Raw genomic sequence first — 24,393 nt, 5'->3', positions numbered from 1 at the left:
AGAAAACGACACCGGTGCATGAAGCCCCGGTGTCGTTGCACATCTCGCCATCAGGCTAAGCGGTGTTTACTTGCCGCCCCACACCGTACCGGCCAGGTTGGTGATGGGTACGCCCACGGCGTTGCCGTACTCCGTCCATGAACCATCATAGTTGCGCACGTCGTAGCCCAGCAGCTTCTTGAGCGCGAACCAGGTGTGGCTGGAGCGCTCGCCGATGCGGCAGTAAGTGATGATGGGCTTGCTGCCATCGACGCCCGCTTCGGCATACAGTTTCTTGAGTTCGGCAGCGGGTTTGAAGGTGCCATCGGCGGCTACGGCCTTGCTCCAGGGCACGTTGACTGCACCGGGCACATGGCCGGCACGCACCGAAAGCTCATCCACACCTGCGGGTGCAAACACCTTGCCGGCATACTCATCCGGTGAGCGGATATCCACCAGCACGGCATTGCTGCGCTTCTCTGCGACGGCGAGCACATCCGGCAGGCGGGCGCGCAGGGAGGTGTCGGTTTTGGCCAGTTTGATATTGCCGGCGGCCGGGGTGCTGGCCAGTGGCGAAAGCGGACGGTTTTCGGCTTCCCACTTCTTGCGGCCACCGTCGAGCAGCTTCACGTTCTTGACCTGATAAACGTCAAAAATCCAGGCGCCCCATGCGGCGAACCAGTTGTTGTTGTCGCCGTAGAGCACCACGGTGGTGTCGTTGCTGACGCCTGCTTTGCGCAGCGCCTGCTCGAAGCGATCGCGCGGGACGATGTCGCGACGTACCGTATCCACAAACTCGGTATGCCAGGGGAAGTTGACGGCGCCGGGGATATGCCCGCGTTCAAACAGGCCCGGATTGACGCTGACTTCAATCAAACGGACTTTGGGGTTGTTGAGGTTCTTTTCGACCCAGTCCGTCGTCACCAGAAAATCGCTGGCGATGGCGGGCAGGGTGACGACGAGCAGCAGGCTGGCGACGCGCAGCTTGCCAATGACGCGAGTGAGCAACATGGTGAACTCCTTGTTTGCGGTGGCGTATTGATAACTTAATCGCATTAAAACAATAATCAAAATAACAAAACGAAATTTAAAATACCGTTTGGTGCTGAGGCGCCAACGGGGCCTGCCGAGCCAGCTGCCGACTGCGGATCGCGATCAGCCCCGCCATGATCAGCAAGCAAGGCAACCAGGCCGGATACAGCCAGCCCAAGCCCACCACGGTGCTGATCAGCCCGCCCAGCAAGGCACCACAGGTGTTCCCCGCCATGCCGGCCAGGTTGTAAAGACTGGCGATCTGGCTCTTGCCGCCGGGCCGCTGGCCCAGATGACGCATGTTGATCAGGTGGTTGATGGCGCTGCCCAGGCACAGCAGCACGGTGCCAAGCGCCAGTACGAAGAAGCCATTCGCAAATCCCAGCAGAATGAGGCTGAGTGCGGCCAGGCCGAGCGACAGCCCATAGCCTTGCCGGCGCGATAGGCCGCTGCAGAGCGCACCGAGTCCGAACAGCGCGGCGACATTGGTCATGCCTTGCACGGTGAGCAGCTGCACCGCTTCCACGCGGCCCAGCCCGTGCACCTGGATGGCGGCGGCCACGATGAAGGTGGAGAACATCGATTGCGTGGCGCTGGCCAGCCATTCCACGCTGCAGCTCTCGGCTACATCGCGATCACGTAACAGCTCGCGGGCGTGCCGCAGCAGGCCGGTGTTGTCGGGCGGCGGGGCCATGCGCTCGGGCAAGACCCATTGCCCATACACGGCCAACGCGGCGAAGCCGGCGGCCACCGCCACATAGGCCAGCACGAAGCGATCACCTGCTACCGTGGTCAGGGCAATGCTGGGGCCGAGCAATCCCATGCCGATCGATTGCGAGGCGCGATACCAGCCGGCTTTGGCATGGCCGATATCGGCCAGCCGCTCCAGAAACGCGCTGTTCATCGACACGATCCGGAACGGTATGCACAGGCCGATGACCGCGCGGATCGCGGCGATGGCGTACCAGAATCCCACCCAGGGCAGGACCAGATTCAGCAGCAGTGGACCCAGACTGGACAGAAAGTACACGCGCCGCGCGCCATAGCGGGCAATCAACCAGCCAGCAGGCAGGGTGACCAGCGCCATCCCGGCGGATTCCACCGCGCCGATCAGCCCGAGCTGCCAGCCGGTGGCGCCCAGGTGCAGGGCAAACAGGGTGGTAACGATCTTGCCGGTACTGATGGTGATGCCGCCGAGAATGGCGAGCACCATGAAGTGCGGCAGGAAGGTGCGGGCCGAACGCATCGGCAACTCCATGACAAAGCGGCCCGGCGCAGGGCCGGGCCGTGGGGTAGGGTGGGACTACTGTGTGGTGAGTACCGACACCCGGCTGACGCCAGTGGATTCGATGATGGCCATCACCTTGGCGACCGGGCCGTAGGGTACGGTTTCGTCAGCCTGCAGGTGTACGCCCAGCTCGGGCCGTGCAGCTTTCAAGTCGTGCAGCAGCTTGGGCAAGGCCTCGATGCCTACATCCACCTGGTCGACATAAACCCGTTTGTCCTTGTCGACCGTGATCACCACCGGCTTTTCATCGCTGGCTTTGTTGCTGGCCACGGTTTTGGGCAGCTCCACCTTGATGGCATTGTTCATGACCGGCACGGTGACCATGAAGGCGACCAGCAACACCAGCATCACATCCACTAGCGGGGTGATGTTGATTTCGCTGAGTACCGCACCGCTGTCTTGTCGTGTGGAGAAGCCCATTATGCGGTCACCTCACGCGGCGATCGGGCGAGGCCTACAACCTTGTTGTCGGCTTGTGCGGCGGGCTGTGGCAAACGGAAGCCGCTGCGCTGGGCGAGGTTGAGGAAGTCGCTGGCGAAGTCGTCGAGGTCTGCCGAGATGAGCTTGAGGCGGCGCACGAAGAAGTTGTAAGCCAGCACGGCCGGGACGGCGACCGCAATGCCGATGCCTGTTGCGATCAGCGCCTCGCCAATCGGGCCGGCCACCACATCGATCGTCGCCGAACCCAGGCGGCCGATGTCCGTCATCGCGTTAATGATCCCCCACACAGTGCCGAACAGGCCCACGAAGGGGGCGGTGCTCCCAATGCTGGCGAGCAGGGTGAGGCCGCTTTCCAGCGTGCGGTATTCCTTCTGGATCTGCTGGCGCAGGTAGCGCTCCAGCCGCTCCTGTCTATCCCACGAATGTTCCAGATCCTCGCCGTGGCTCGGTTCGCTGAGTGCTTTGAAACCCAATGCCGCCAGGCGCTGCAAGGACCCTTGCTGGTCTTCCACGCTGCTTGCTGCTTCGCGCAGATTGGCCGCGCCCCAGAACTGCTTGGAGAAGCGCTTGTTTTGCCGACCGAGCTGCCCGAACTGCCAGCCCTTGATGAAGATCAGCAGCCAGGTGGCCACGGAGAACCCTACGAGCGACCAGAGGGTTATTTCTACTGCGGGAATCTGAGAGGTATCAATCATGGCGATATCGTCCGTGCATGGTTCAAATGGGGTGTCGGTAGCAGCGTGATCACCGCTGCGGTACGACCTGCTTGAGCCCTGTAATTGCACGAAGAGTGCCAGAGAGGATTTTGTCTGGAGTGGTTGCTAAGCTACTGATTTCTAATGAATGTGCATTTTCCGCCAAGGTGGTAGTTGTTGTGCCACCCGCAACTATCAATACATCGCTGTTGGATAATCAGCAGGTTCACCTGCAGGGTTGATCATGTGCTTGGTCGCCGATATCCCGGCTGCCTTGCAAAACAGCCCGCCGTTACTCCGGCGGGCTGTTTTGCTTTGGGGCGCTGCATGGGCGGTGATTTACCGCCTGGTTTTGACTATGGTTCCCGCAGGTGCGTACGAGGTTGCCAAGGTATGTAGTGCATTAATTTGGACTACAGCGGGCATAAGCTGGTAAAAAGCGCGCCCAAACGCCCGGGGCAGGTCATTCAATCAATGGCTTAGCTATCAGGGCACGTGGCTCAAGAGGCCCCGACCAAACTGTTCTGAACCCAGCGCGGCGCACCCGGCCGCTACCAGCAGAATCGAGACTATGTCCAAGCAATCTATCGGCGTGATCGGCATGGCCGTCATGGGGCGCAATCTGGCGCTCAATATCGAGAGTCGCGGTCACGCGGTGTCCATTTATAACCGCTCGCCCGACAAGACCGACGAAGTGATGGCCGAGAACCCCGGTCGCCGTTTGGTGCCGTTCCACACGCTGGAATCGTTTGTCGATTCGCTGGAAAAGCCGCGTCGCATCCTGCTGATGGTGCAGGCGGGTAGTCCGACCGATGCGACCATCGAGCAGCTCAAGGCGCTGCTGGAAAAGGGCGACATCATCATCGACGGCGGCAATACGCTTTACACCGATACGATTCGCCGCAATCACGAACTCTCGGCGCTGGGTTTCAACTTCATAGGCACTGGTGTATCGGGTGGCGAAGAAGGTGCGCTCAAAGGCCCGGCCATCATGCCCGGCGGCCAGCGCGAGGCGTATGAGCTGGTGGCGCCAATCCTGCGGGAGATTGCGGCGCGCGCGCCCGATGGCGAACCCTGCGTGGGCTATATCGGCCCTGATGGCGCCGGCCACTATGTGAAGATGGTCCACAACGGCATCGAATACGGCGATATGCAGCTGATCGCCGAGGCCTACGACATCCTCAAGCGCGTGCTGAATCTGAGCAACGCCGAACTGGCCGAAGTATTCGGCGAGTGGAACAAGGGCGAGCTCGATAGCTTCCTGATCGACATCACTGCCAGCATCTTCGGCAAGAAGGATGACCAGGGCGGCGAGGGGGAGCTGGTCGACAAGATTCTGGATTCGGCAGGCCAGAAGGGCACGGGCAAGTGGACGAGCAAGAGCGCGCTCGACTTGGGCGTGCCGCTGCCGCTGATTACCGAATCGGTGTTTGCACGTTTTGTGTCGGCCATGAAGGCTGAGCGTGTCGAAGCCGCCAAGGTGCTCAAGGGCCCGGCAACGCGTGTGCAGATTGCCGATCGTAAGGCGTTCATCGAAGCCGTGCGCCGTGCCTTGTTCCTCTCAAAGATCGTGTCGTATGCCCAGGGCTTTGAGCAGATGCGCAAGCAGTCCGAAGAGATGGGCTGGAGCCTTAACTACGGCGAGATCGCCAAGATTTTCCGTGCCGGCTGCATCATCCGTTCGCGCTTCTTGCAGAACATTACCGATGCCTACACCAGCAACCCGCAACTGGTGAACCTGCTGCTGGACCCGCACTTTGCCGCGATTGCCAACGAGTATCAGACGGCGTTGCGTGAAGTGGTGGCAACCGCCGTGATGGATGGCATCCCGGTGCCGACTTTTGCCTCGGCGATTGCCTATTTCGACAGCTACCGTGCCGAGCGCCTGCCGGCTAACCTGATCCAGGCGCAGCGCGATTATTTTGGTGCGCATACGTTCGAGCGCACCGACAAGCCGGGGATCTTCCACGCGCAGTGGTTCTAGGCCGGTAGCAACGTCCCATGAAAAGGCCGCCTGGAAAGGGCGGCCTTTTTGTCTGGCGACCTTGTCGGTCAGGCACCGGGGCGAATGCGCAGCGTCAGCCCTTTGAGGAAATTGCGCATGAACTGGTCACCACAGCGACGATAGTTCTTGTGGTCGGGATTGCGGAAGAAGGCACTGAGTTCGGGCTTGGATACGGCAAAGCCCGCTTTATCGAGTATGGACAGCATGTCCTCCTCCTTGAGTTCGAAGGCCACGCGCAGCTTCTTGAGCACCATATTGTTGTAGAGCGGAAGTTGCACCGGTTGAAGCGGGCGATTCTCGTCGCGGCCGCGCTTGTGCACGATCAGGCCATCCAGAAAGTGCGCGAGCATTTCGTCCGGGCAATCCAGATAACCTTCTTCCTCGTCTTTCTTGAGGTAGGCAATCACGGCAGTCTTGTCGACCTCGTAATTGGCGAGCTTGGTGATCGCGGCAATGCGCGTGTCGCTGATGTCGAGCATGTAGCGCAGGCTGCGCAGGATATCGTTGTTGATCATGGTGATGGACCAGACAGGCTATGCGTGTAAGGCCTGTATTGTTTCATGCGCGGCTGCAAGCTGCAGATTATTGCTTGGTGCGGATCAAGGTTTATTCCAAAAGCGCGGGTGCAAATGCCTGAATGCATGGAGGAAAGTTCTAATACTTTGCTAAAATCGCCATCCTTCTCATTGCAGCCCTAGATTGCGCCATGTCCACGATCTCCACCGAACGCGTCCTGAGTGTCCATCACTGGAACGACACCCTGTTCACTTTTACGACCACGCGTGACTCGGGTCTGCGTTTCGAGAACGGCCATTTCGTGATGATCGGCCTGCAGGTGGGTGAAAAGCCGCTCATGCGCGCTTACTCGATTGCCAGCGCCAATTACGAAGAGCATCTCGAATTCTTCAGCATCAAGGTGCCTAACGGCCCACTGACCAGCAAGCTGCAACACCTGAAGGTGGGCGACGAAGTGCTGGTGAGCCGCAAGCCCACGGGCACCTTGGTGATCCACGATCTCAAGCCCGGCAAGAACCTGTTCCTGTTCGGCACCGGCACCGGTCTGGCGCCGTTCATGTCCATCATCAAGGACCCGGAAACCTACGAGCACTTCGAGAAGGTGATCCTGTTCCACGGTGTGCGCTATGTGAACGAGCTGGCCTATGCCGATTACATCCAGGAAGAGCTGCCCAAGAACGAGTTCTTTGGGGAGGTGATCCGCGATAAGTTGGTCTACTACCCGAGCGTGACGCGCGAAACCTTCCGTAATCAGGGCCGCCTGACCGACCTGATCGAGAACGGCAAGATGTGCGAAGACCTGGGCCTGCCGCCTTTGAACCCCGAGACCGACCGCGCCATGCTGTGCGGCAGTCCGAGCATGCTCAAGGATACCTGCGCACTGCTGGATGCCCGTGGTTTCAAGGTATCGCCCCGAATTGGCGAACCGGGTGACTACGTAATCGAGCGGGCATTTGTGGAGAAGTAATGTGCTGCTTGGCCGTCTGAGCAAAAAGCCCGCCAAGCGCGGGCTTTTTCATGACCCAGGTCAAGGATATATCCCTGCCGGCTGAACGTTATGCGCCTATAACCCGAGTCAAAGGGGGCGTAAATGACGATCCGTAGCTTGCGAATGGGTGGCTTGGTGGCGATCTTGTTGCTGATGCCGGCATGGGCCGAGACCCGGCCGGCAGGGCTGACATTCTGCGCGGAAGATCAGGATGCCTTTCCCTGGCTGCTGGATGATGGCCGAGGCCTCAACGTGATCATGCTCAGCATGGTGTCACGGCAGATCGGTATCCCTATCCGTATTGAGCGCCAACCCTGGAAGCGTTGCATGGCGATGCTGCAGGCGGGGCAGTTTGATGGCGCGTTCAAGGCCAGTTTTGTAGAGGAACGCATGGCCTTCGGGCATTACCCGATGCTGGGTAACAAGCCCGATCCGGCGCGCCGCATGATGAGCGAGACCTATCACTTCTATCGTAAGAAGGGCGCACAGGTGAGCTGGGATGGCACTCGTCTGAGCCGCCTTAATGGTCCTGTAGGGGCGCAGTCAGGGTTCTCGATCGTGGCTTACCTGCGCAGCCTGTCCCTGGGGGTGTCGGACTCCACCAAATCCGTGGAACCAATCTTGCGGATGCTGGAGGCGGGACGTTTGGGGGTAGTGGCACTGCAGACGGGGGCAGCCGATGCGGCGCTGCGGAAGAACCCCGATTGGCAGCACAAGATCGAGCGGATGGAACCACCCATCCAGACCAAGCCTTACTACCTGATGCTTAGCGATGCGCTTGTGCAGCAGTCGCCCCAGCTGAGCAAGCAGCTATGGGACACCATCGCCGCCGTGCGTGAGTCTCCCGAGTATCTGCGCGAAGTGGCCCGATTCGAGTAGCGGCGTGGTCACAAGGGGCATGGCTATGTCCCTCATTTCACGATGGATTTTCCATATTCTCCTTGCCCGTGCAGCAACTTTGGGCCAAAATCCGCGCTCATTTTTAGCGCCGCGGCACCTCGCCCGGCGCGGGTATTAGGGCATCGAATGATGCGCCTGGTGCTTGCCCCAAAGGGCCATGAGGCTAGGGAGGTGGGTCTTCGGCCCCTCTCCGGTGCGGTTCTCCACTGCACCGACTCGTAATCCATCAAGGCAAGACGTTCTTAGACCTTCGGGTGTTGGGGCACGTCGATTCTGCCAGTGGTGGATCGCGCCCAACTCCGGCTCTTGGGGGTGTGGGATATGTCCAAGCTGGAATCCAACCAACTGCTGCGCGCAGCTAACGCGCAACTACCCATCTCCGTCTATTTCGACGAAGACTTCTACAAGCTCGAACGCGAAATCTTGTTCGATCGTGGCCCCAAATACGTGGGTCACGAGCTGATGGTGCCCAATGTGGGCGATTATCAAGTGCTCGAAATGTACGACAAGGCCCGCATGCTCAAGCGCACCGATCAGGGCGTGCAGCTGCTGTCGAACATCTGCCGGCATCGTCAGGCCATCATGCTGGATGGTCGCGGCAACAACAGCCATATCGTCTGCCCGCTGCACCGCTGGACTTACGATAACCGCGGCACGCTGATCGGTGCACCGCATTTCCCCGACAAACCCTGTCTGAACCTGCCCAATACCGGTTTGCAGAACTGGCAGGGCATGCTGTTCGAGCTGGGTACCGGTGGCCGGGATGTGGAGGCTGATCTGAAAGACATGGGCGTGGCCCGTGATCTGGACTTCAGCAACTACATGCTGCACAACGTGCAGGTGGATACTTACGAAGGTAACTGGAAGACCTTTATCGAGGTCTATCTGGAGGATTACCACGTCGATCCGTTCCACCCCGGCCTGGGCCGCTTTGTGTCGTGCGACGACCTGAAGTGGGAGTTCGGCGCCTGGCACTCGGTGCAGACCGTGGGCATCAACAATGCGTTGGCCAAGCCGGGCTCCAAGACCTACGACGAGTGGCACAAGCAGGTGCTGGCTTTCAACCGTGGTGAGGTACCCAAGTACGGCGCGATCTGGCTGACCTATTACCCGCATGTGATGGTGGAGTGGTACCCGCACACGCTGGTGATCTCGACCTTGCTGCCCGAAGGCCCGCGCCGCTACAAGAATATCGTCGAGTTCTATTACACCGAGGAGGTCGCGCTGTTCGAGCCCGAGTTCATGGCAGCCGAGCAGCAGGCCTACCAGGAGACGGCGGTGGAAGACATGGAAATCATCCGCCGCATGGAAGAAGGCCGCGAGCGGCTCTACAAGGAGGGCCGCGACGAATTCGGCCCTTACCAGAGCCCGATGGAAGACGGCATGCTGCACTTCCATGAGTTCATGCGCCGGGAGATGGGGGCACATATTCCGCCCATGCGTGGCTGAGTTGAACCCAAGGACAAATGGCACCGTGAGGTGCCATTTTCTTTTTGAGGCGTAATGCTTAGGGTGCAATAAGCAGCGCGCATTGCACCGTGTGGTAGGTGATCAGCGCTTGCAGTGGTGCACTGCGGCCTCTGGCCCTATTGCACCCTACGATGCTGTGCCTAAGCAATCGGCATGACGCCGTCGTGCCGGGCTTTGTTAAACTCCCTGCCTTGTCTGCATCGGTTTGATCATGAACGGCATTGTCGATTTTCCGGCCTTTCTGCTGGCTTCCACTCTGTTGATACTCTCGCCCGGCCCCGGCACCCTCGCCATTCTGGGCTCGGCGACCGCTTCTCGTCGGGCGGGTTTTGCTGCGCTGGCGGGGACGAGCACAGGCGATGCGATCCTCATGGCTGCTGCGGCGATCGGTGCAGCGACGCTGCTGGCGGCGAACCCGTTTGCCTTCTCCATGCTCAAGTACGCCGGTGGCGGCTATCTGGTCTGGCTGGGTATCCAGAGCCTGCGGGCCAAGGAGCAAGGCCTGTCGATCAGCGCGCCCGGCGGCGGCGATCCGTTCCGGCGCAGCTTGTTTGTTACCTTGCTGAATCCCAAAGCCATTGTGTTCTTCATGGCCTTCTTTCCCCAGTTTGTAACGCCTGATTCGGGTGCCGGTGCCTTTGTTACCCTGGGCGTGGTGTTCATCGCGCTCAATTGTCTTTACCAGGCGCTACTGATTACCGGTGCCGGTTTCATCATCCGCCACCTTGATGAAGCACCGCACTATGCGCTGTGGGTGAACCGGCTGCTGGGCGCGGTGTTCATCCTGTTTGGCGTGCGCCTCGCGCTGGGCTGACAGCGCCAGCCCAAACCGTGGCCGCCGTGCCTGTCCGCAGTGCGCGGTGCGCCGTTAAATCCAGATCAATCCATCCAGAACCAGAAGCAGCAGGGAGCGGAACATGAGCGAGGAATTCGAGTACCACCTGGACACGCTGGCCGTGCGCGCCGGCCAGGAACGCAGCCAGTTCGGCGAGCATAGCGAGGCGCTGTACCTGAGCTCCAGCTTTGTGGCCGACAACGCCGCACAGGCCGCAGCACGGTTTACCGGTGTGGAGCCGGGTTTCATCTATTCGCGTTTTACCAACCCCACGGTGAGTTTGTTCCAGGAACGCCTGGCTGCGCTGGAAGGCGCCGAGGCGGCGGTGGCCACCGCCAGTGGCATGTCGGCGATTCTGGCGCTGTGCATGGGCCATCTGAAGGCCGGCGACCATATTCTGGCGTCGCAAGGCATGTTTGGCGCGACCATGCAGCTGTTCAATAACTGGCTGTCGCGCTTTGGTGTGACGGCCAGCTATGTGGATGCGACCAATCCAGCAGCCTGGGCTGATGCAGTCAAGCCCGAGACCAAGCTGTTCTACCTGGAAACGCCGTCGAACCCGCTGACCGAGATCGCCGATATTGCCGCCATTTCCGCAGTGGCCAAACGGCACGGCGCGATCATGGTGGTGGATAACTGCTTCTGCTCCCCGGCCTTGCAGCAACCGCTCAAGCTGGGGGCCGATCTGGTCATTCATTCGGCGACCAAGTACATCGACGGCCAAGGCAGAGTGCTGGGTGGTGCCGTGGTGGGCAGCAAGGCGCTGGTGGAACCGGTCTACCAGTTCCTGCGTACCGCGGGTCCTACGCTGAGCGCCTTCAATGCCTGGGTGCTGCTCAAGGGCTTGGAAACGCTGGGCATCCGCATGAAGGCGCATTGCGATAACGCACTGGCCTTGGCGCAGTGGCTGGAGCAGCAGCCGGCCGTGGCCAAGGTGTACTACCCTGGCTTACCCTCGCACCCGCAGCATGAACTGGCCAAGCGTCAGCAATCGGGTGGTGGTGGCGTGGTGTCGTTCGAACTGCATGGCGGCCAGCCGGCGGCGTGGAAGCTGATCGACAGCGTGCGCCTGATGAGCCGTACGGCCAATCTGGGCGATGTGAAGACGACGATCACGCACCCTTACACCACCACGCATGGCCGCCTGACACCGGAAGCCAAAGCGACAGCCGGCATACGCGAGGGCTTGGTGCGCATTTCAGTCGGTATCGAGCATATCGATGACCTCAAGCGGGATTTGCAGCTGGGTCTGTAAGACATCACTGCCAAACAGAACGGCCACCTCGCGGTGGCCGTTTTTTTTTGTTGCAGTCGTAGCCAGGCGGCTTAGTCGAGTTTGACCTCGGTTTCCGAGGCAATCGCCAGCGACATCGCACCGATACCCACGTTGACGCCCGCGGGTGTCCCCATCTCGCACAGTAGCACCTCTATCTTGCGTGGACGGGCTTCGGCGAGCAGGCGTACGTAACCGGGCATGGCTTCCACCACGCTGAGATCGCCGCCATAACTGATACAGATGGTCGGGGCGATCAGGCTGCCAGCCTTGATCTGGCTGATGGCCGCATCGAACAGCTTGTCGCAGCCATGCTCGAAGCCGCGCACCTTGCCGACCGGGCCGGTATCGCCGCGGTAGGCGCGGACGATGGGTTTGATGTCGAGCGCGCTACCGATCGCGTAAGTGAGAAAGCCCACGCTTTTGTCCCCGCGTGCGCGCGCCTGATTGCGCAGTTGCCCGAGGCCGGCGGGCACCATGAAGGCTTGGGTATGTTGGGCAAGGCGCTCAATGTGCCGGATGATGTCCAGCGAGGAGGCGTCTGCCGCGGCCAGCCGCGCCACTTCGGAAACAATCAGGCCCTGGCCGGTAAAGAGGCTGCCGCTATCGAACACGCGCAAGGAGAACGGCGCCTTGATGCCTGCCGACTCGCGGATGGGGCGGTAATCGTTGAGGATGCGCAGCGATGCGTGGGTGGCATTCTCGAAAATCAGGCTGCGGCTCTTCATCAGCGTGATGCAGAACACGTAATCGAATTCCAGCACCAGCCGATCCAGGAACAGGGTGCGGATCTGATCGGAATCGAAGGGGCTGGAAGAGAGTCCGCCTTCGCCATGCGAGATCACATCGCGGTAGAAATCCAGTGTGGCGACGGGATCGCGCGTATCGATAAAGTCGCCTTTGGGGCCGTGGATCGTGATCGGCATGATCACGATCTTGTGCTGATCGAGGAAGCTACGGGGCAAATCGCAGCTTGAGTCGGTCACGATACCAATGCGCATGGCGGTCTCCGTCGTCGTTTTGGGGCGGCATGATTCGAATGATTCTCGATAGCCTAGCAGATTTGAGCAAGTGCTCGAAATCTGCCTGCCATGCCGTGTACATCCATACAACGCCGTGTTGCGCTGGGCTCAGGGATGGTTTCCCCGCAATTGCGTGACCCGTGCCTGCAAGTCTGGCAGATCGGCCTCGGCTGCCGCGACCGGCGCGCTGGCTGCCAGTTCGATCCGCGACCAGAACCGGCGCGGCATTTTCACCATGGCGCTGCCATCCTTGCGGCTGAAGAAACTGCCCCACAGACCCCGCAGCGCCATGGGCACCACAGGCGCGCCACTGCGCTGGGCCAGTTCGATCACACCCGGTTTGAACGGGTTGATGGCGCCGTCGTAGGTGATCTTGCCCTCGGGGAAGATGCACACGACCTCGCCCTGCGACAGGTATTCCTGCACCTTCATGAAGGCACGCTCCTTCATTGCCGGGTCTTCCTTGGCCGAGGCAATCGGTACGGCACCGGCAGTGCGGAAGATGAAGTTGAGCACCGGAATCTTGAAGATGCGATGGTCCATCACGAAACGCACCGGCCGGCGTACTGCCCCGCCGATGATCAGCGCATCCATGAAGCTCACATGGTTGCAGACCAGGATGGCCGGACCCTCATCCGGGATGTTGTCCAGACCTTCGTGTTTGACGCGGTACATGGTGTGCGTGGCAATCCACACCAGAAAGCGCATCAGGAATTCGGGTTGCAGGCCGTAGACGTAGAGCGCAACCGGTATGTTCATCAGCGCCACGATCAGCAGCAGCTGCGGAATGTTCACGCCCGCCTGCAGCAGGGCAATGCTGACGCCGGCTGAGACGACCATGAAGCAGGAATTGAGGATATTGTTGGCGGCAATGATGCGCGAGCGGTACTCAGGTTCGCTCTTGATCTGGATCAGCGCATAAAGCGGCACGATGAAGAAGCCGCCGAACACACCCAGCAGGGCGATATCGGCAATCAGTCGCCAGTGTGTCGGATCGGCCAGGAACGCGAGCGCACCGATATCGTGACCCGGCACGACCGGATGGGCAAAGTACAGATCGATACCGAACACGCACATGCCGATCGAGCCGAACGGCACCAGGCCGATTTCGACCTTGCGGCCCGAGAGGGCCTCGCAGAGCGCCGAACCCAGACCGACACCCACAGAGAACAGCGCCACCAGCAAGGTGTAGACCTCGGCATTGCCGCCGAGTACGTCCTTGGCGAAGCTCGGTAGCTGCGTGAGGTACACGGCACCGAAGAACCAGAACCAGGAGATACCCATCAGCGAATGGAATACGGTGGGATTACGCCGGCTCAGGCCGATGATCCGCCAGGTTTCCGTAAAGATATTCCAGTTGATCTTGAGGTCTTTGGCCTGCGGCGGCGCAGCCGGCATGGCGCGGCTGGTCAGAAAACCCAGCACGGCCACGAGCACGCAGGCACCGGCGATGACCAGCGCGTTATCCGGATTGTGTTCCACGATCAGCGTGCCACCGATCTGGCCTAGCAGGATCGCGACGAAGGTGCCCATTTCGATCAGGCCATTGCCGCCGAGCAGCTCGCGATCATTCAGGTACTGCGGCAGGATCGAATATTTGAGTGGCCCGAACAGCGCGGAGTGCACACCCATCATGAACAGACACACCATCAGCACAGCCGCGCTGCGGGTGTAGAAGCCGATCCCGGCTACCACCATGATGGCGATCTCCATCAGCTTGATGAAGCGCGCGAGGCTGGCTTTGTCGAACTTCTCGGCCAGCTGCCCGGCAGTGGCCGAGAACAGGAAGAACGGCAGGATGAAGATGCCGGCTGCGGCATTGACCAGCGTGGCGGAGTCGAGCCCGGCAAAACCCAGTCCAAAAAAGGTCACCATCACTAGCATGGCGTTCTTGAACAGATTGTCGTTGAACGCACCGAGGAACTGGGTGACGAACAGCGGCAGGAATCGGCGGGTCTTGAAGAGAGCGAACTGGTTGTGGTCGGACATGCGTCCTCCGGTGTTATTGGTTTTTTGGGGTTGAAGGCAGCGCCATCACCTGGCGCCCGACAAGCTGCCGCTGCTGGCGCAGAAAGGCCTCGATGGATTCCACCGTGACGACATCGATCTTGCCGGCAAAGCGACGAGCAGGGGGATGGTCGTTGAACTCGACATTCTCGCTGAACAAGCGGCCACCCAGCCGCTTGAAAGTATTGAGCCGCAGGGTACTGGGCCGGTAGCCGGCGCCTTGCAGCCAGCGCTGGGCGCTTGCCCGGTCGCGCACCGTACCCTCGGGGGCCATGGCGGCGGCAAGCGATTCGAGCAGCCACTGGTTGGAGTTCTGGTAGCGCGTGGAGAACGGGTAGGCCACCACGTTGTAGTGCGCCTGATGCAGCGTGTGGGGTTGCTGCAGCCAAGGCAGCAAGCGGGCTTGCAAGCTGGTGGGCAGTGTCAGTACCAAGGCCTCGGGCGCATGAATGTCGATGAACAGATTGCCCAGGCCCTCATGGTAGAGCGAAGAACGATCGCCATTGCACTCATTGAGTTCATGAACCAGGAACCAGCGTCCTTTCGGGTGGTCCCGCCAGGCAAAACCCGCATGCGAGTAACGCAGCCCATACTGGCTCATGTCCCGACCAATCCGGGCGATGATCACCACCTGTTCGGTGCTGCGATCAAGCTGATTGCGCACCATGAGGGCCAGATTGAGGGCCTGCGCCAGCTCATCCGGGCCTACCGGCCGCTCATCGCAGCCTTTGCCCGCCTGCGCGGGCAGGGCTAGCGTCAATAACAGCCCAGAGAGAGCGAGACTGCGCTTCATTCGGCCTTGGACTGATGCAACAGCGATTGACCCACCTCGTTAGGGATGAACGCCAAGGCTTTACCGGCTGACGTAAGCAAATGGCCGCTGGCCTCGGTACTGACCGTGATGACCTGGCCTGTTGCCACGGATACAGCGCCGGCGGCCTTGCCGCTGTATTTGACGGTAACGCTGGCCCCCTTTGCTGCACCCCGGAGTACCCAGATGACCCCGTCAGCCACGGTTTCAACCGATTCCACGACCAGTGCGGCGCCCTCGCTGAGGATCAGGGCCGAGCCGCCGACCACGCTGGCGGTGCCGGCGGCAGACAGTTGCGATGAATGCGCACTGGCATTCGGGGCCGCATTGGCCGGCAAGGCCAGCGCGACAATGCTAAGAAACAAAGCAGCAAGACGAGACATGCAGTGGCTCCTGGCGTGCCTGCACGGGCAGGCGGGGGCAGATTAGCAGGCTGATACGGGTTTGCCTACGCATGGCCGTGGTGCGGCGCAGTGCTAGAATCGCGGCTGCTGCCCGTACCAACCGGTGCGGCGCGCACCGACCGGCTTGCGTCACAAGCGTATTGCCCGCACAGGAGAACAGTGTGAATCAGGACTTTCTGCGCCACCTCGACAGCGAGCTGGCTGCCATCCGCGAAGCCGGCTTTTTCAAGCCCGAGCGTGTCATTGCCAGCCACCAGCGTGCCGATATCCGCCTGGCCGATGGCAAGCCGGTGCTCAACTTCTGCGCCAACAACTATCTGGGTCTTGCCGACGATGCACGCCTGATCGCCGCCGCCAAGAAAGGCGTGGACGATTACGGCTACGGCGTGGCCAGCGTGCGCTTCATCTGCGGCACGCAATCGGTACACAAGGATCTGGAAGCCGCGATCTCGGGCTTTCTGGGTACCGACGACACCATCCTCTATTCGAGTTGCTTCGATGCCAACGGCGGCGTGTTCGAAACGCTGTTGTCCGACGCTGATGCGGTGATCTCGGACGAGCTGAACCACGCGTCCATCATCGACGGCGTGCGCCTGTGCAAGGCGCAGCGCTATCGCTACAAAAACAACGATATGGCCGATCTGGAAGCCCAGCTGCAGGCGGCCGATGCCGCGGGCGGGCGCTTCAAGCTGATCGTTACCGATGGCGTGTTCTCGATGGATGGCTTCATTGCCGATCTCAAATCGATTTGTGACCTGGCCGATAAATACCAGGCCATCGTGATGGTCGATGACTCCCACGCCGTCGGCTTCATCGGCCCCAATGGCCGTGGCACGCCCGAGCACTGTGGCGTCAGCGAGCGCGTCGATATCTACACCGGCACACTGGGCAAGGCGCTCGGCGGCGCATCGGGTGGCTATGTAGCTGGCCGCAAGCCCATCATCGACCTGCTGCGTCAGCGCTCGCGTCCGTATCTGTTCTCCAATTCGCTGGCCCCGGCCATTACGGCTGCCAGCCTTGAAGTGTTCCGTATTTTGCAAAGCGATGGCGCGGCCTTGCGTGCACGGCTCAAGACCAATGCCGAGCTGTTCCGCAGCAAGATGGCGGCCGCCGGTTTCACGCTGCTGCCGGGCGTACATCCCATCATCCCGGTCATGCTGGGCGACGCGCGCCTGGCCGGCGAGATGGCGGCCAAGCTGCTTGACCACGGCGTCTATGTGATCGGTTTCAGCTTCCCGGTGGTGCCCAAGGGCAAGGCGCGTATCCGTACTCAGATGAGTGCCGCGCACAGCACCGAGCAGGTTGAGCAAGCCGTGGCTGCGTTTACGGCGGTGGGCAAGGAACTGGGCGTGATTTGAAGCGGCTGATACTTACCCGCGTCGAAGAGGACAGAAAAACATGAAAGCATTGGTAAAAGCTGAAGCCGCACCGGGCCTGACCCTGCAACGCGTCAAGAAGCCCGAGGTTGGTCACAACGATCTGCTGATCAAGATTCGTAAAACCGCGATCTGCGGCACCGATATCCATATCTGGAAGTGGGATGATTGGGCGCAGAAGACGATCCCGGTGGGCATGCATGTGGGCCATGAATATGTCGGCGAAGTGGTCGGCATGGGCTCGGAAGTGCGTGGCTACAAGATTGGTGACCGTGTCTCGGGTGAAGGCCACATCACCTGCGGTTACTGCCGCAACTGCCGCGCCGGCCGCGTGCATCTGTGCCGTAATACCACCGGCGTGGGCGTGAACCGCGACGGTGCGTTTGCCGAGTATCTGGTGATCCCGGCGTTCAACGCCTTCAAGATTCCCGACGACATCCCCGACGACATCGCCGCGATTCTCGATCCGTTCGGCAACGCCACGCATACAGCGCTGAGCTTTGATCTGGTCGGCGAGGACGTGCTGATTACCGGCGCGGGCCCGATCGGCATCATGGCTGCTGCCATCTGCCGCCATGTGGGTGCGCGCCATGTGGTGATCACTGATGTGAACGACTACCGGCTGGAACTGGCACTGAAGATGGGCGCCACGCGTGCCGTCAATGTGGCCAAGCAAGACCTCAAGGCCGTGATGGCCGAGCTGGGCATGACCGAGGGCTTTGACGTGGGGCTGGAGATGTCGGGCAACCCGGCAGCGTTCCGCACCATGCTCGATACCATGAACCACGGCGGCAAGATTGCGCTGCTGGGGATTCCGCCCGGTGATATGGCCATCGACTGGAACATGGTCATCTTCAAGGGCCTGATCATCAAGGGCATCTACGGCCGTGAGATGTTCGAGACCTGGTACAAGATGATCGCCATGCTGCAAAGCGGCCTGGACCTCACGCCCATCATCACCCACCGCTTTGGTGTGGATGAGTATGTGACGGGCTTCGAGACCATGCTCTCGGGCCAGTCGGGCAAGGTGATACTGGATTGGGCGGAAGTCGCGGCCTGACCACGCTGTCTGCAAGCCAAGCAAGGCCCGGTGTGCGCACCGGGCCTTTTGTTTTGTGGCTGCAATCTGCTTGTCACGCTGGTGTCGTCAGACCGTCATCTGGATTCGGTACCTTCCGGGCGGTTCAAAACCCGCTTACCAGGAACTCCCACCATGCAAGTACGCCTGATCGCAGCGGCTGTTGCCGCCGGCTTATTCTCTTTGGCTCACGCAGCCGAACCCTTCGAGATCCAGCCTGTCGAGCACGCCCTCGTCGCCACGGTCGAGCGTTACAGCGTGGCCGTGCCGGCCAGCGAATATCTGCCCTATAAAGGCAAGTTCCAGTCTGCCTTCCCGCAAGGCCTGCACCCGGCTTATGGCTCGGGCCTACGTTTCAAGGGCTATCAGAAGGATGGTTCGCTCGACTTCTGGGCGGTGACGGATCGCGGTCCCAATGGCGATGCCCCCAAGTTCAAGTCGGGTGACAAAGCCTCGCCAGCCAAGGTGTTCCTGTCGCCGGATTTCGCACCGCGTATCGGCCTGATCAACGTACAACTGGCTGAGGTTGCCAAGCTGACGAAGTCGATGCCGCTGACGCAAAACGGCAATCCGATTTCCGGTCGCCCGATCAGCCCTGAAAACACCGGTTCGTCCAAGGAAGTGCCGCTCAGCGATGAGCTCAAGATCCTCAAGTTCGACGACTTCGGCATGGACCCCGAAGGCATTGATTTCGACGCACAGGGCAATCTGTGGATCAGCGACGAGTACGGTCCCTTCATTGCCCAGGTCGATGCCAAGAGCGGCGAGTTCATGCAGCAGTACATGCCCGGCGCCGGCTTGCCCGACGTGCTCGGCGAGCGTCAGCCGAACCGCGGCATGGAAGGCATTGCCGTCACGCCCAAGGGGCTGGTGGTGGGCCTGATCCAGTCCACGCTTGATATCAAGAAAGAAACCAAGGGCACAGCCCAGTTCATCCGCTTGGTCACGCTGGACCCCAAGACCGGCAAGACGCAGATGTTTGCCTACCCGCACGATGTGAGCGAGTACAAGAAGAGCGGCGACGCCAAGATGGGTGACATTGTCGCCATCGACGAAACCCGCTTCCTCGTCATCGAGCAAGGCAAGGACAAGAACAAGAAAATGCGCAATGTGGTGTACCTGATCGACATCAAGGGCGCCGATGAGCTGAGCGACAAGAAGCTCGCCAATGGCAAACCGCTGGAATACGGCGATGCCAAGGCGCTGGCCGAACTGGCTGCCGGTGGTGGTGTGACCGGTAGCAGCAATCTGGTCTCGGCTGGCGCACCGGCCAGCCTGAAGATGGCCAAGAAGACCAAGCTCTTCGATCTGCGCGACCTGGGCTGGACGGCCGAGAAGGCTGAAGGTCTGGCCATTGTGGGCGATGCGGGCAAGTTTGGTGATTCGACCGAGATCGCCATCATCAACGACAACGATTTCGGCCTGAAGGGCAGCATCACCGCCAAGGAAGATGACCCCGAAGAGTATGTGGTCGACAAGGACGGCAAGCTGGCCGATGCCAAGGGCAATGCCGTGAGCGCCAGCTACGTGGTGGGGCAGGGCGAAGAGCGGGATACGCAGCTCTGGCTCATCCACCTCAAGCAGCCGCTGAAGGACTTCTACCCCAAATAAGCGGAAACCCTGACCGCCTGTTTCCAGCCACACAGCATGGAAACCTTGCCCCGCACTGCGGGGCTTTTTCTTGTCTGGACGGTTTGCCGTGCCGGTTGGGCGCAGCCTTCACCGGGCTTGCGCTCTATGGATATGCCATTGCGGCGTTCAGGCGTGAGGCCGCGCCCCGGTTACAATGCATGCACTGTTGAGGAGCGCACTGCATGTACCCCACGCTTGAAGATTTTGTCGGCAACACCCCTTTGGTGCGGCTGCAACGCCTGCCCGGCAAAACCAGCAACATCATCCTGGCCAAGCTCGAAGGCAATAACCCGGCTGGCTCAGTGAAAGATCGCCCGGCCATGAGCATGATCCGCCACGCCCAGCGGCGCGGCACCATCCAGCCCGGCGATACGCTGATTGAAGCGACCAGTGGCAACACTGGCATCGCTCTGGCCATGGCCGCTGCCATCATGGGTTACAAGATGCGGCTGATCATGCCGGAACACCTGAGCATCGAACGCCGTCAGGCCATGAAGGCCTTTGGTGCAGAGGTCGTGCTGGTGACCAAGGAGCAAGGCATGGAGGGCGCCCGCGATCTGGCCGAACAGATGCGCGATGCGGGTGAGGGCATCATCCTCGACCAGTTTGCCAATCCCGATAACCCGCTGGCGCACTATGAAGGCACCGGCCCCGAGATCTGGCGCGATACGCAGGGGCGTGTGACCCACTTCGTTTCCAGCATGGGGACGACTGGCACCATCATGGGCACGGGTCGCTATCTCAAGGAACAGAACCCGTCGGTGCAGATCGTGGGTGTGCAACCGGTTGATGGCGCGCAGATTCCCGGCATCCGCAAGTGGCCGGCCGAGTATGTGCCCTCGATCTGCGATTTCAGCCAGATCGACCGGGTGATGGAAGTGCACCAGCAGGAGGCCGAAGACATGATGCGCAGGCTGGCGGCGGAAGAGGGCATCTTTGCCGGCGTGAGTTCGGGCGGGGCGATGGCGGCAGCACTGAAGCTGAGTGCCGAGCTGGAGAATGCCACCATCGTCAGCATTGTGTGTGATCGCGGTGACCGGTATCTCTCTACGGGTGTTTATCCGGCTTGAGTAGCAGGAAAAAGTCGAGCAGGACACAGACGCAAGAAAGGACGCCATGGCGTCCTTTCTTTTTGTTAGACATCTCGCCGGTATCAGCGGGCGTTGGCTGTCCAGTTGATGCCGGTTAGCAGATTCCATGACGAGTAAGGCACATCCTGCTCCCCCGTGCCGTCGCCGGCTTCTGGCAGTACCCAGATGGAGGCCTCGGCGCCACCGTACTCCATGAACGTTTGCAGGCGCGGTACGGTCATTTCATGTTTGGTGCCGTTGCTGTCGAAGTGCCGTTCGATGCTGGTGATATGGTGGATGGGCTTGGTCGCGCCCAGATTGCGGTATTGCTGGTTCACATAGGCAATCTGCCCGGCCTGGTCTGCCTCGGCGCTGCTTCCCCAATACACGGTGTAGGTCTGGGGCATGTGCCCGTCCACATAGGGATCGATGGCGCTGATCGCGACGCCACTGTGGTAGCTGATATAGCCGAAGGACGTCTCATAGAGCTTGAAGGCGCTGGTGGCGTAGCCGTCGTTGATGGCGCGCTGCCGTGCTGCCGAGAATGCCTGGAAAACAGCTACCTGGTTGGCAACGCTGGCGGTTTCAAACTCGGTTTCGATATCCGATACAAAGCCCACATAGCCACTCTTGGCGGCCTGATACAGTGTCTCGCCCTGACCGCTGGGACTGGAGCGGTTGGCCGGGTAGTTATAGGCCCAGGCCCAGGGCTCGATGCCCTGCGCCTTGTAGGCGGCAGGTACGCGCGCATCAAACAGCGGGAAGGTGTAGCCGTTGCTCAGGGTGGATTTGGTGCCGTCGGCAACCTTGATGTAGATGCGTTTCACGCCCATCGAACGCAGCTTGGCGGCCAGTTGTTCATGCGTGGTGGCCATGCGTGCGACGCGTTCGAACTCGAATAGCCAGACCCCCCACTTGTTCTGCCCGCCACCACTCGTGCCGGGGTAAGTCACCGTGAAGTTGAGGCTGTTGGTGCTCAGCAGCGTACCGCTGGCGTTATAGGCCTTGGCATAAAGCACGCGCGAGCCGGCAATCGTGACGGGCTGACTGATCTTGAACAACGAGGCACGATCCGTGGAGCTGCCCCAGAAGTAGCTGTCCGCGTAGTAGTCCACGCGCGCAACGTTGCCTGCTGCGTTGACTTGCGCCGTGACCACGTCATTGAGGACGAAACTGGCGCCGATACCGGGGTTGGCGAAAGTCAGATTGACCACATAAACCGGCACCTGGCGCTCATCGATCTTGATGCCTGCCGCGTTGAAACCCTGGAACCGGAATGTCCGTGCACCGATGGTGTTGAGGTAGGCCGGCGTGATCACGAACTGGCCATTGCTGTCCCGCGCTGTGGCGGCACCGATCTGGTAGCTGTCGGCCAGCATCAGCACCTTGGTGACCGCGGCGCTGGCCGCAATGCTGGCCGGTGTGCCGTTGGAGTAGGTTGCGTTCTTTGCGGGGTCGACCACCTTGATGTTGACCACGCTGATACTGCTGGTAGTGGTTGAGATGGCTGTACCGCTGGCATCGTAGCCCGTCGCCACGAGATTGCGCGTACCCAGATTGCTGAAGGTGTAGAAGATCGTCCAGTTATTGGCCGCGTTGAGCTCGTTCCCGAACGGAAACCCGTCTGCGGAGAGTTTGACCTTGACGATGTCGGGGGAGGTGACCTTGACCGAGATATTGAACCCGTTCACATATTCCGCGCCTGATACGGCTGGCGACAGGAAAGTGACGTGGCTCGCGGCAAATAGCGGCAGGCAGGCGAAGGCCAAGAGCAGGCAGCTCAACCATTTCCAGCAGAACATGGGCGCAGCAGCACCCCTACGTGATTCACGCATGACGCAGACTCCTGTGAGTTCAGGAAAACCGGATTGACCCGTGAGGGAGGGCGCGCGATGCGTCTTGCATCGCGCTCAAATCAGGAGAAATCAACCACCATACTGATCTGACACGGTGTCGTAGACAGCCGCCTTGATTCGATCGAGCACGGCTGTACTGGATGGGTAGTCGTTGGTATTGAGAGCGACGGATACATTGGCGGCCGGGATGAAGTACACCAGCGCCTTGTAGTTCAGCAGGGTGCCGGTATGGCCGTAATACTTGTAGCCATTGGGTGAGGTGAAGATGATGGTGCCCAGGCCGTAGCCGCTGCTGTTGGCTTGCGGTGCCTTCATGGCCGCCAGCGAGGTACTGCTCAGGAAGCTACCGCCGTAGATTGCGCGGGCATACTTGGCCATGTCTTCTGTGGTGGACACCAGCGCGCCAGCTGCCTTGACGCTGGTGGTGGAGTAGGCATAGGCCCGCACACTCTCGGCGAGATTGGGGATCTTCATGGCCGGGTTGCTGCTTACGTCAAGAAATGTGTTGTTCAGACCCAGTGGCTTGATGAGCCACTGATCAAATGCCATCTCGATGGGCATGCTGAGCTTCTTTTCGATCAACAGGCCCAGCACAAAATAGCCGCCATTCGAGTACTGATAGCCGCTGCCGGGGTAGAAAGCGGCTCCCACCTGGTTGATATAACCGACCACATCGTTATTGGTGTAGATCTTCCCGTATATGTCGGTGGAGTCGAGAAATGCATCGCTGTAGTCCAGATAGTTACCAACGCCGGCGGCGTGGTTCATCAACTGGCGGATGGTCATCGTGCTGCCATAGGCCAGACCCGGTACGGTGAGGTGTTTGGACAGCTTGTCGTCAATGTTCAGATAGCCCGCCTCCTGCAAGCGCAGGATCAGGGCCGCGGTCAGGTTCTTGCTGACGCTGGCAAACCGGTACTGATGCACGGCGGGATTCACCGGCACATTGCTTGGGGCAGCAACCCCGGTTGCAGCATAGACGTAGCCTTGATCCGGTGTGGAAACCGTGACCGACACGCTGGGCAGGCCGCTGCCGCTCCAAGCGGAAGTCAGGTTCTTTCTGAGGCGCTGCTCGAACGCCACCTTGCGGTAGAAGTTGCTGTTCCAGCGTGTTGAAAGGCAGGCATTGCCGCCGTTCAGCAGCTGGCATTTGCTTACCAGGGCGGGCGCAAACCCCGCGTAGACATTGCTGACACCATTAATGGTTTCGGCGCACAAGCCATCTACATAGGACGAGGTGGCCGCCCCGGTGGGGCAGGTGCCGGTACCGCGCAGGTTGCGTGTGAAACTGACGCTCCAGCGTTGCAGGCTTAGCTGAACACTGCCTACGGGATAGTTGTTGACGTTTGTGCAGGCGGGGCCGCCACCATACTTCACACAATTGTCCGTCATGGCCTTGGTAAACGGCCCGTAGGCATTGGTGCCATCAGCACAGAAGCCGAGTGCGCTATCAAAACTGGCGCCATCCGGACAGGCGGCGTGAACCACGACGCCCCCGAACAGCACGATTCCGAGTGCCCATTTGCGAGTTGTTGCCATTTGTCTGCTCCGTTATTGGGTTTTGTTGCGACAAATCTGCTGAGGAAGACACCCGGTGCACGCTTCAATATGCGGTGCGCCGACCTATACCCTGTGCATTCCCCTGGCCTTTCCCGATCTCAGCAACGGCGTCACGCGATGCCGTAGCAGTTGCGTTATAACCCCCGTATCCGGCC

21 protein-coding genes are annotated in these 24,393 nt (G+C 60.4%); 10 read left to right on the top strand and 11 right to left on the bottom strand.

The features are described 5' to 3' along the window. Positions 1–66: 66 nt before the first annotated feature. From O9X62_RS12615 to O9X62_RS12600, 4 genes are all read right to left on the bottom strand, one after another. Positions 67–990 carry a sulfurtransferase gene (locus O9X62_RS12615; RefSeq protein ID WP_269533244.1) on the bottom strand — a complete coding sequence of 308 codons (924 nt, stop codon included), beginning with the start codon at positions 988–990 and terminating at the stop codon, positions 67–69. Positions 991–1,066: 76 nt separating this feature from the next. Beyond that, a complete protein-coding gene (locus O9X62_RS12610) occupies positions 1,067–2,257 on the bottom strand; it encodes an MFS transporter (protein WP_269533243.1) in 1,191 nt (396 codons plus the stop codon). A 57-nt stretch (positions 2,258–2,314) separates the two neighbouring features. Continuing rightward, positions 2,315–2,719: a biopolymer transporter ExbD gene (locus O9X62_RS12605; RefSeq protein ID WP_269533242.1), complete on the bottom strand. Its 405-nt coding sequence runs from the start codon at positions 2,717–2,719 to the stop codon at positions 2,315–2,317. Continuing rightward, on the bottom strand, positions 2,719–3,435 hold the full coding sequence (locus tag O9X62_RS12600) for a MotA/TolQ/ExbB proton channel family protein (RefSeq protein ID WP_269533241.1): 717 nt from the start codon (positions 3,433–3,435) through the stop codon (positions 2,719–2,721). Before O9X62_RS12600 ends, O9X62_RS12605 begins: the two co-directional genes overlap by 1 nt. A 571-nt stretch (positions 3,436–4,006) precedes the next feature. Here O9X62_RS12600 and gndA point away from each other — a divergent pair. Beyond that, entirely contained in the window at positions 4,007–5,419 is a 1,413-nt protein-coding gene (gndA, locus tag O9X62_RS12595) for an NADP-dependent phosphogluconate dehydrogenase (RefSeq protein ID WP_269533240.1), read from the top strand. Positions 5,420–5,487: 68 nt separating this feature from the next. On the opposite strand, the gene O9X62_RS12590 is transcribed toward gndA, so the two are convergent. Continuing rightward, positions 5,488–5,955: a DUF1456 family protein gene (locus O9X62_RS12590; protein WP_269533239.1), complete on the bottom strand. Its 468-nt coding sequence runs from the start codon at positions 5,953–5,955 to the stop codon at positions 5,488–5,490. Between the two features lie 191 nt (positions 5,956–6,146). Between O9X62_RS12590 and O9X62_RS12585 the strand changes: the two genes are divergently transcribed. The 5 genes from O9X62_RS12585 (at position 6,147) to O9X62_RS12565 (ending at position 11,404) form a co-directional block, all read left to right on the top strand. Then, the gene (locus O9X62_RS12585; protein WP_269533238.1) at positions 6,147–6,923 is read left to right on the top strand and encodes a ferredoxin--NADP reductase; all 777 of its coding nucleotides are present in this window, start codon (positions 6,147–6,149) and stop codon (positions 6,921–6,923) included. Between the two features lie 123 nt (positions 6,924–7,046). Then, complete coding sequence (locus tag O9X62_RS12580; protein ID WP_269533237.1) at positions 7,047–7,823, top strand: ABC transporter substrate-binding protein; 777 nt, start codon at positions 7,047–7,049, stop codon at positions 7,821–7,823. Between the two features lie 342 nt (positions 7,824–8,165). Next, entirely contained in the window at positions 8,166–9,293 is a 1,128-nt protein-coding gene (locus tag O9X62_RS12575) for an aromatic ring-hydroxylating dioxygenase subunit alpha (protein WP_269533236.1), read from the top strand. 232 nt (positions 9,294–9,525) lie between these two features. Continuing rightward, the gene (locus tag O9X62_RS12570) at positions 9,526–10,128 is read left to right on the top strand and encodes a LysE family translocator (RefSeq protein WP_269533235.1); all 603 of its coding nucleotides are present in this window, start codon (positions 9,526–9,528) and stop codon (positions 10,126–10,128) included. Positions 10,129–10,231: 103 nt separating this feature from the next. Continuing rightward, entirely contained in the window at positions 10,232–11,404 is a 1,173-nt protein-coding gene (locus O9X62_RS12565; RefSeq protein ID WP_269533234.1) for an O-succinylhomoserine sulfhydrylase, read from the top strand. 71 nt (positions 11,405–11,475) lie between these two features. On the opposite strand, the gene O9X62_RS12560 is transcribed toward O9X62_RS12565, so the two are convergent. The 4 genes from O9X62_RS12560 to O9X62_RS12545 form a co-directional block, all read right to left on the bottom strand. Then, positions 11,476–12,423, bottom strand: coding sequence for a DegV family protein (locus O9X62_RS12560; protein WP_269533233.1), 948 nt, complete (start codon positions 12,421–12,423; stop codon positions 11,476–11,478). Between the two features lie 129 nt (positions 12,424–12,552). Further along, the gene (locus O9X62_RS12555; protein ID WP_269533232.1) at positions 12,553–14,433 is read right to left on the bottom strand and encodes an MFS transporter; all 1,881 of its coding nucleotides are present in this window, start codon (positions 14,431–14,433) and stop codon (positions 12,553–12,555) included. Positions 14,434–14,446: 13 nt separating this feature from the next. Then, positions 14,447–15,244, bottom strand: a complete 798-nt coding sequence (locus O9X62_RS12550) for a DUF2145 domain-containing protein (RefSeq protein WP_269533231.1) — start codon at positions 15,242–15,244, stop codon at positions 14,447–14,449. After that, complete coding sequence (locus O9X62_RS12545) at positions 15,241–15,645, bottom strand: hypothetical protein (protein ID WP_269533230.1); 405 nt, start codon at positions 15,643–15,645, stop codon at positions 15,241–15,243. Before O9X62_RS12545 ends, O9X62_RS12550 begins: the two co-directional genes overlap by 4 nt. Before the next feature lie 182 nt (positions 15,646–15,827). Here O9X62_RS12545 and O9X62_RS12540 point away from each other — a divergent pair, with 182 nt between their 5' ends. The 4 genes from O9X62_RS12540 (at position 15,828) to cysM (ending at position 20,822) form a co-directional block, all read left to right on the top strand. Beyond that, positions 15,828–17,024 carry a glycine C-acetyltransferase gene (locus O9X62_RS12540; RefSeq protein ID WP_269533228.1) on the top strand — a complete coding sequence of 399 codons (1,197 nt, stop codon included), beginning with the start codon at positions 15,828–15,830 and terminating at the stop codon, positions 17,022–17,024. Positions 17,025–17,064: 40 nt separating this feature from the next. Further along, a complete protein-coding gene (gene tdh, locus O9X62_RS12535; RefSeq protein WP_269533227.1) occupies positions 17,065–18,102 on the top strand; it encodes an L-threonine 3-dehydrogenase in 1,038 nt (345 codons plus the stop codon). Between the two features lie 153 nt (positions 18,103–18,255). Continuing rightward, the gene (locus tag O9X62_RS12530; RefSeq protein ID WP_269533226.1) at positions 18,256–19,731 is read left to right on the top strand and encodes an esterase-like activity of phytase family protein; all 1,476 of its coding nucleotides are present in this window, start codon (positions 18,256–18,258) and stop codon (positions 19,729–19,731) included. A 203-nt stretch (positions 19,732–19,934) separates the two neighbouring features. Next, entirely contained in the window at positions 19,935–20,822 is an 888-nt protein-coding gene (cysM, locus tag O9X62_RS12525; protein ID WP_269533225.1) for a cysteine synthase CysM, read from the top strand. A gap of 83 nt (positions 20,823–20,905) precedes the next feature. On the opposite strand, the gene O9X62_RS12520 is transcribed toward cysM, so the two are convergent. Beyond that, complete coding sequence (locus O9X62_RS12520; protein ID WP_269533224.1) at positions 20,906–22,657, bottom strand: hypothetical protein; 1,752 nt, start codon at positions 22,655–22,657, stop codon at positions 20,906–20,908. Positions 22,658–22,747: 90 nt separating this feature from the next. After that, positions 22,748–24,217 carry a serine hydrolase gene (locus O9X62_RS12515; RefSeq protein WP_269533222.1) on the bottom strand — a complete coding sequence of 490 codons (1,470 nt, stop codon included), beginning with the start codon at positions 24,215–24,217 and terminating at the stop codon, positions 22,748–22,750. Positions 24,218–24,393: the final 176 nt, after the last annotated feature.

It is taken from the genome of Chitinimonas sp. BJYL2, from assembly GCF_027257935.1.
In the GTDB taxonomy this organism is placed as follows: Bacteria; Pseudomonadota; Gammaproteobacteria; order Burkholderiales; family Chitinimonadaceae; genus Chitinimonas.
The sequence above is the reverse complement of the archived record's forward strand: the minus strand, read 5'-3'. Positions and strand labels throughout refer to the sequence as shown.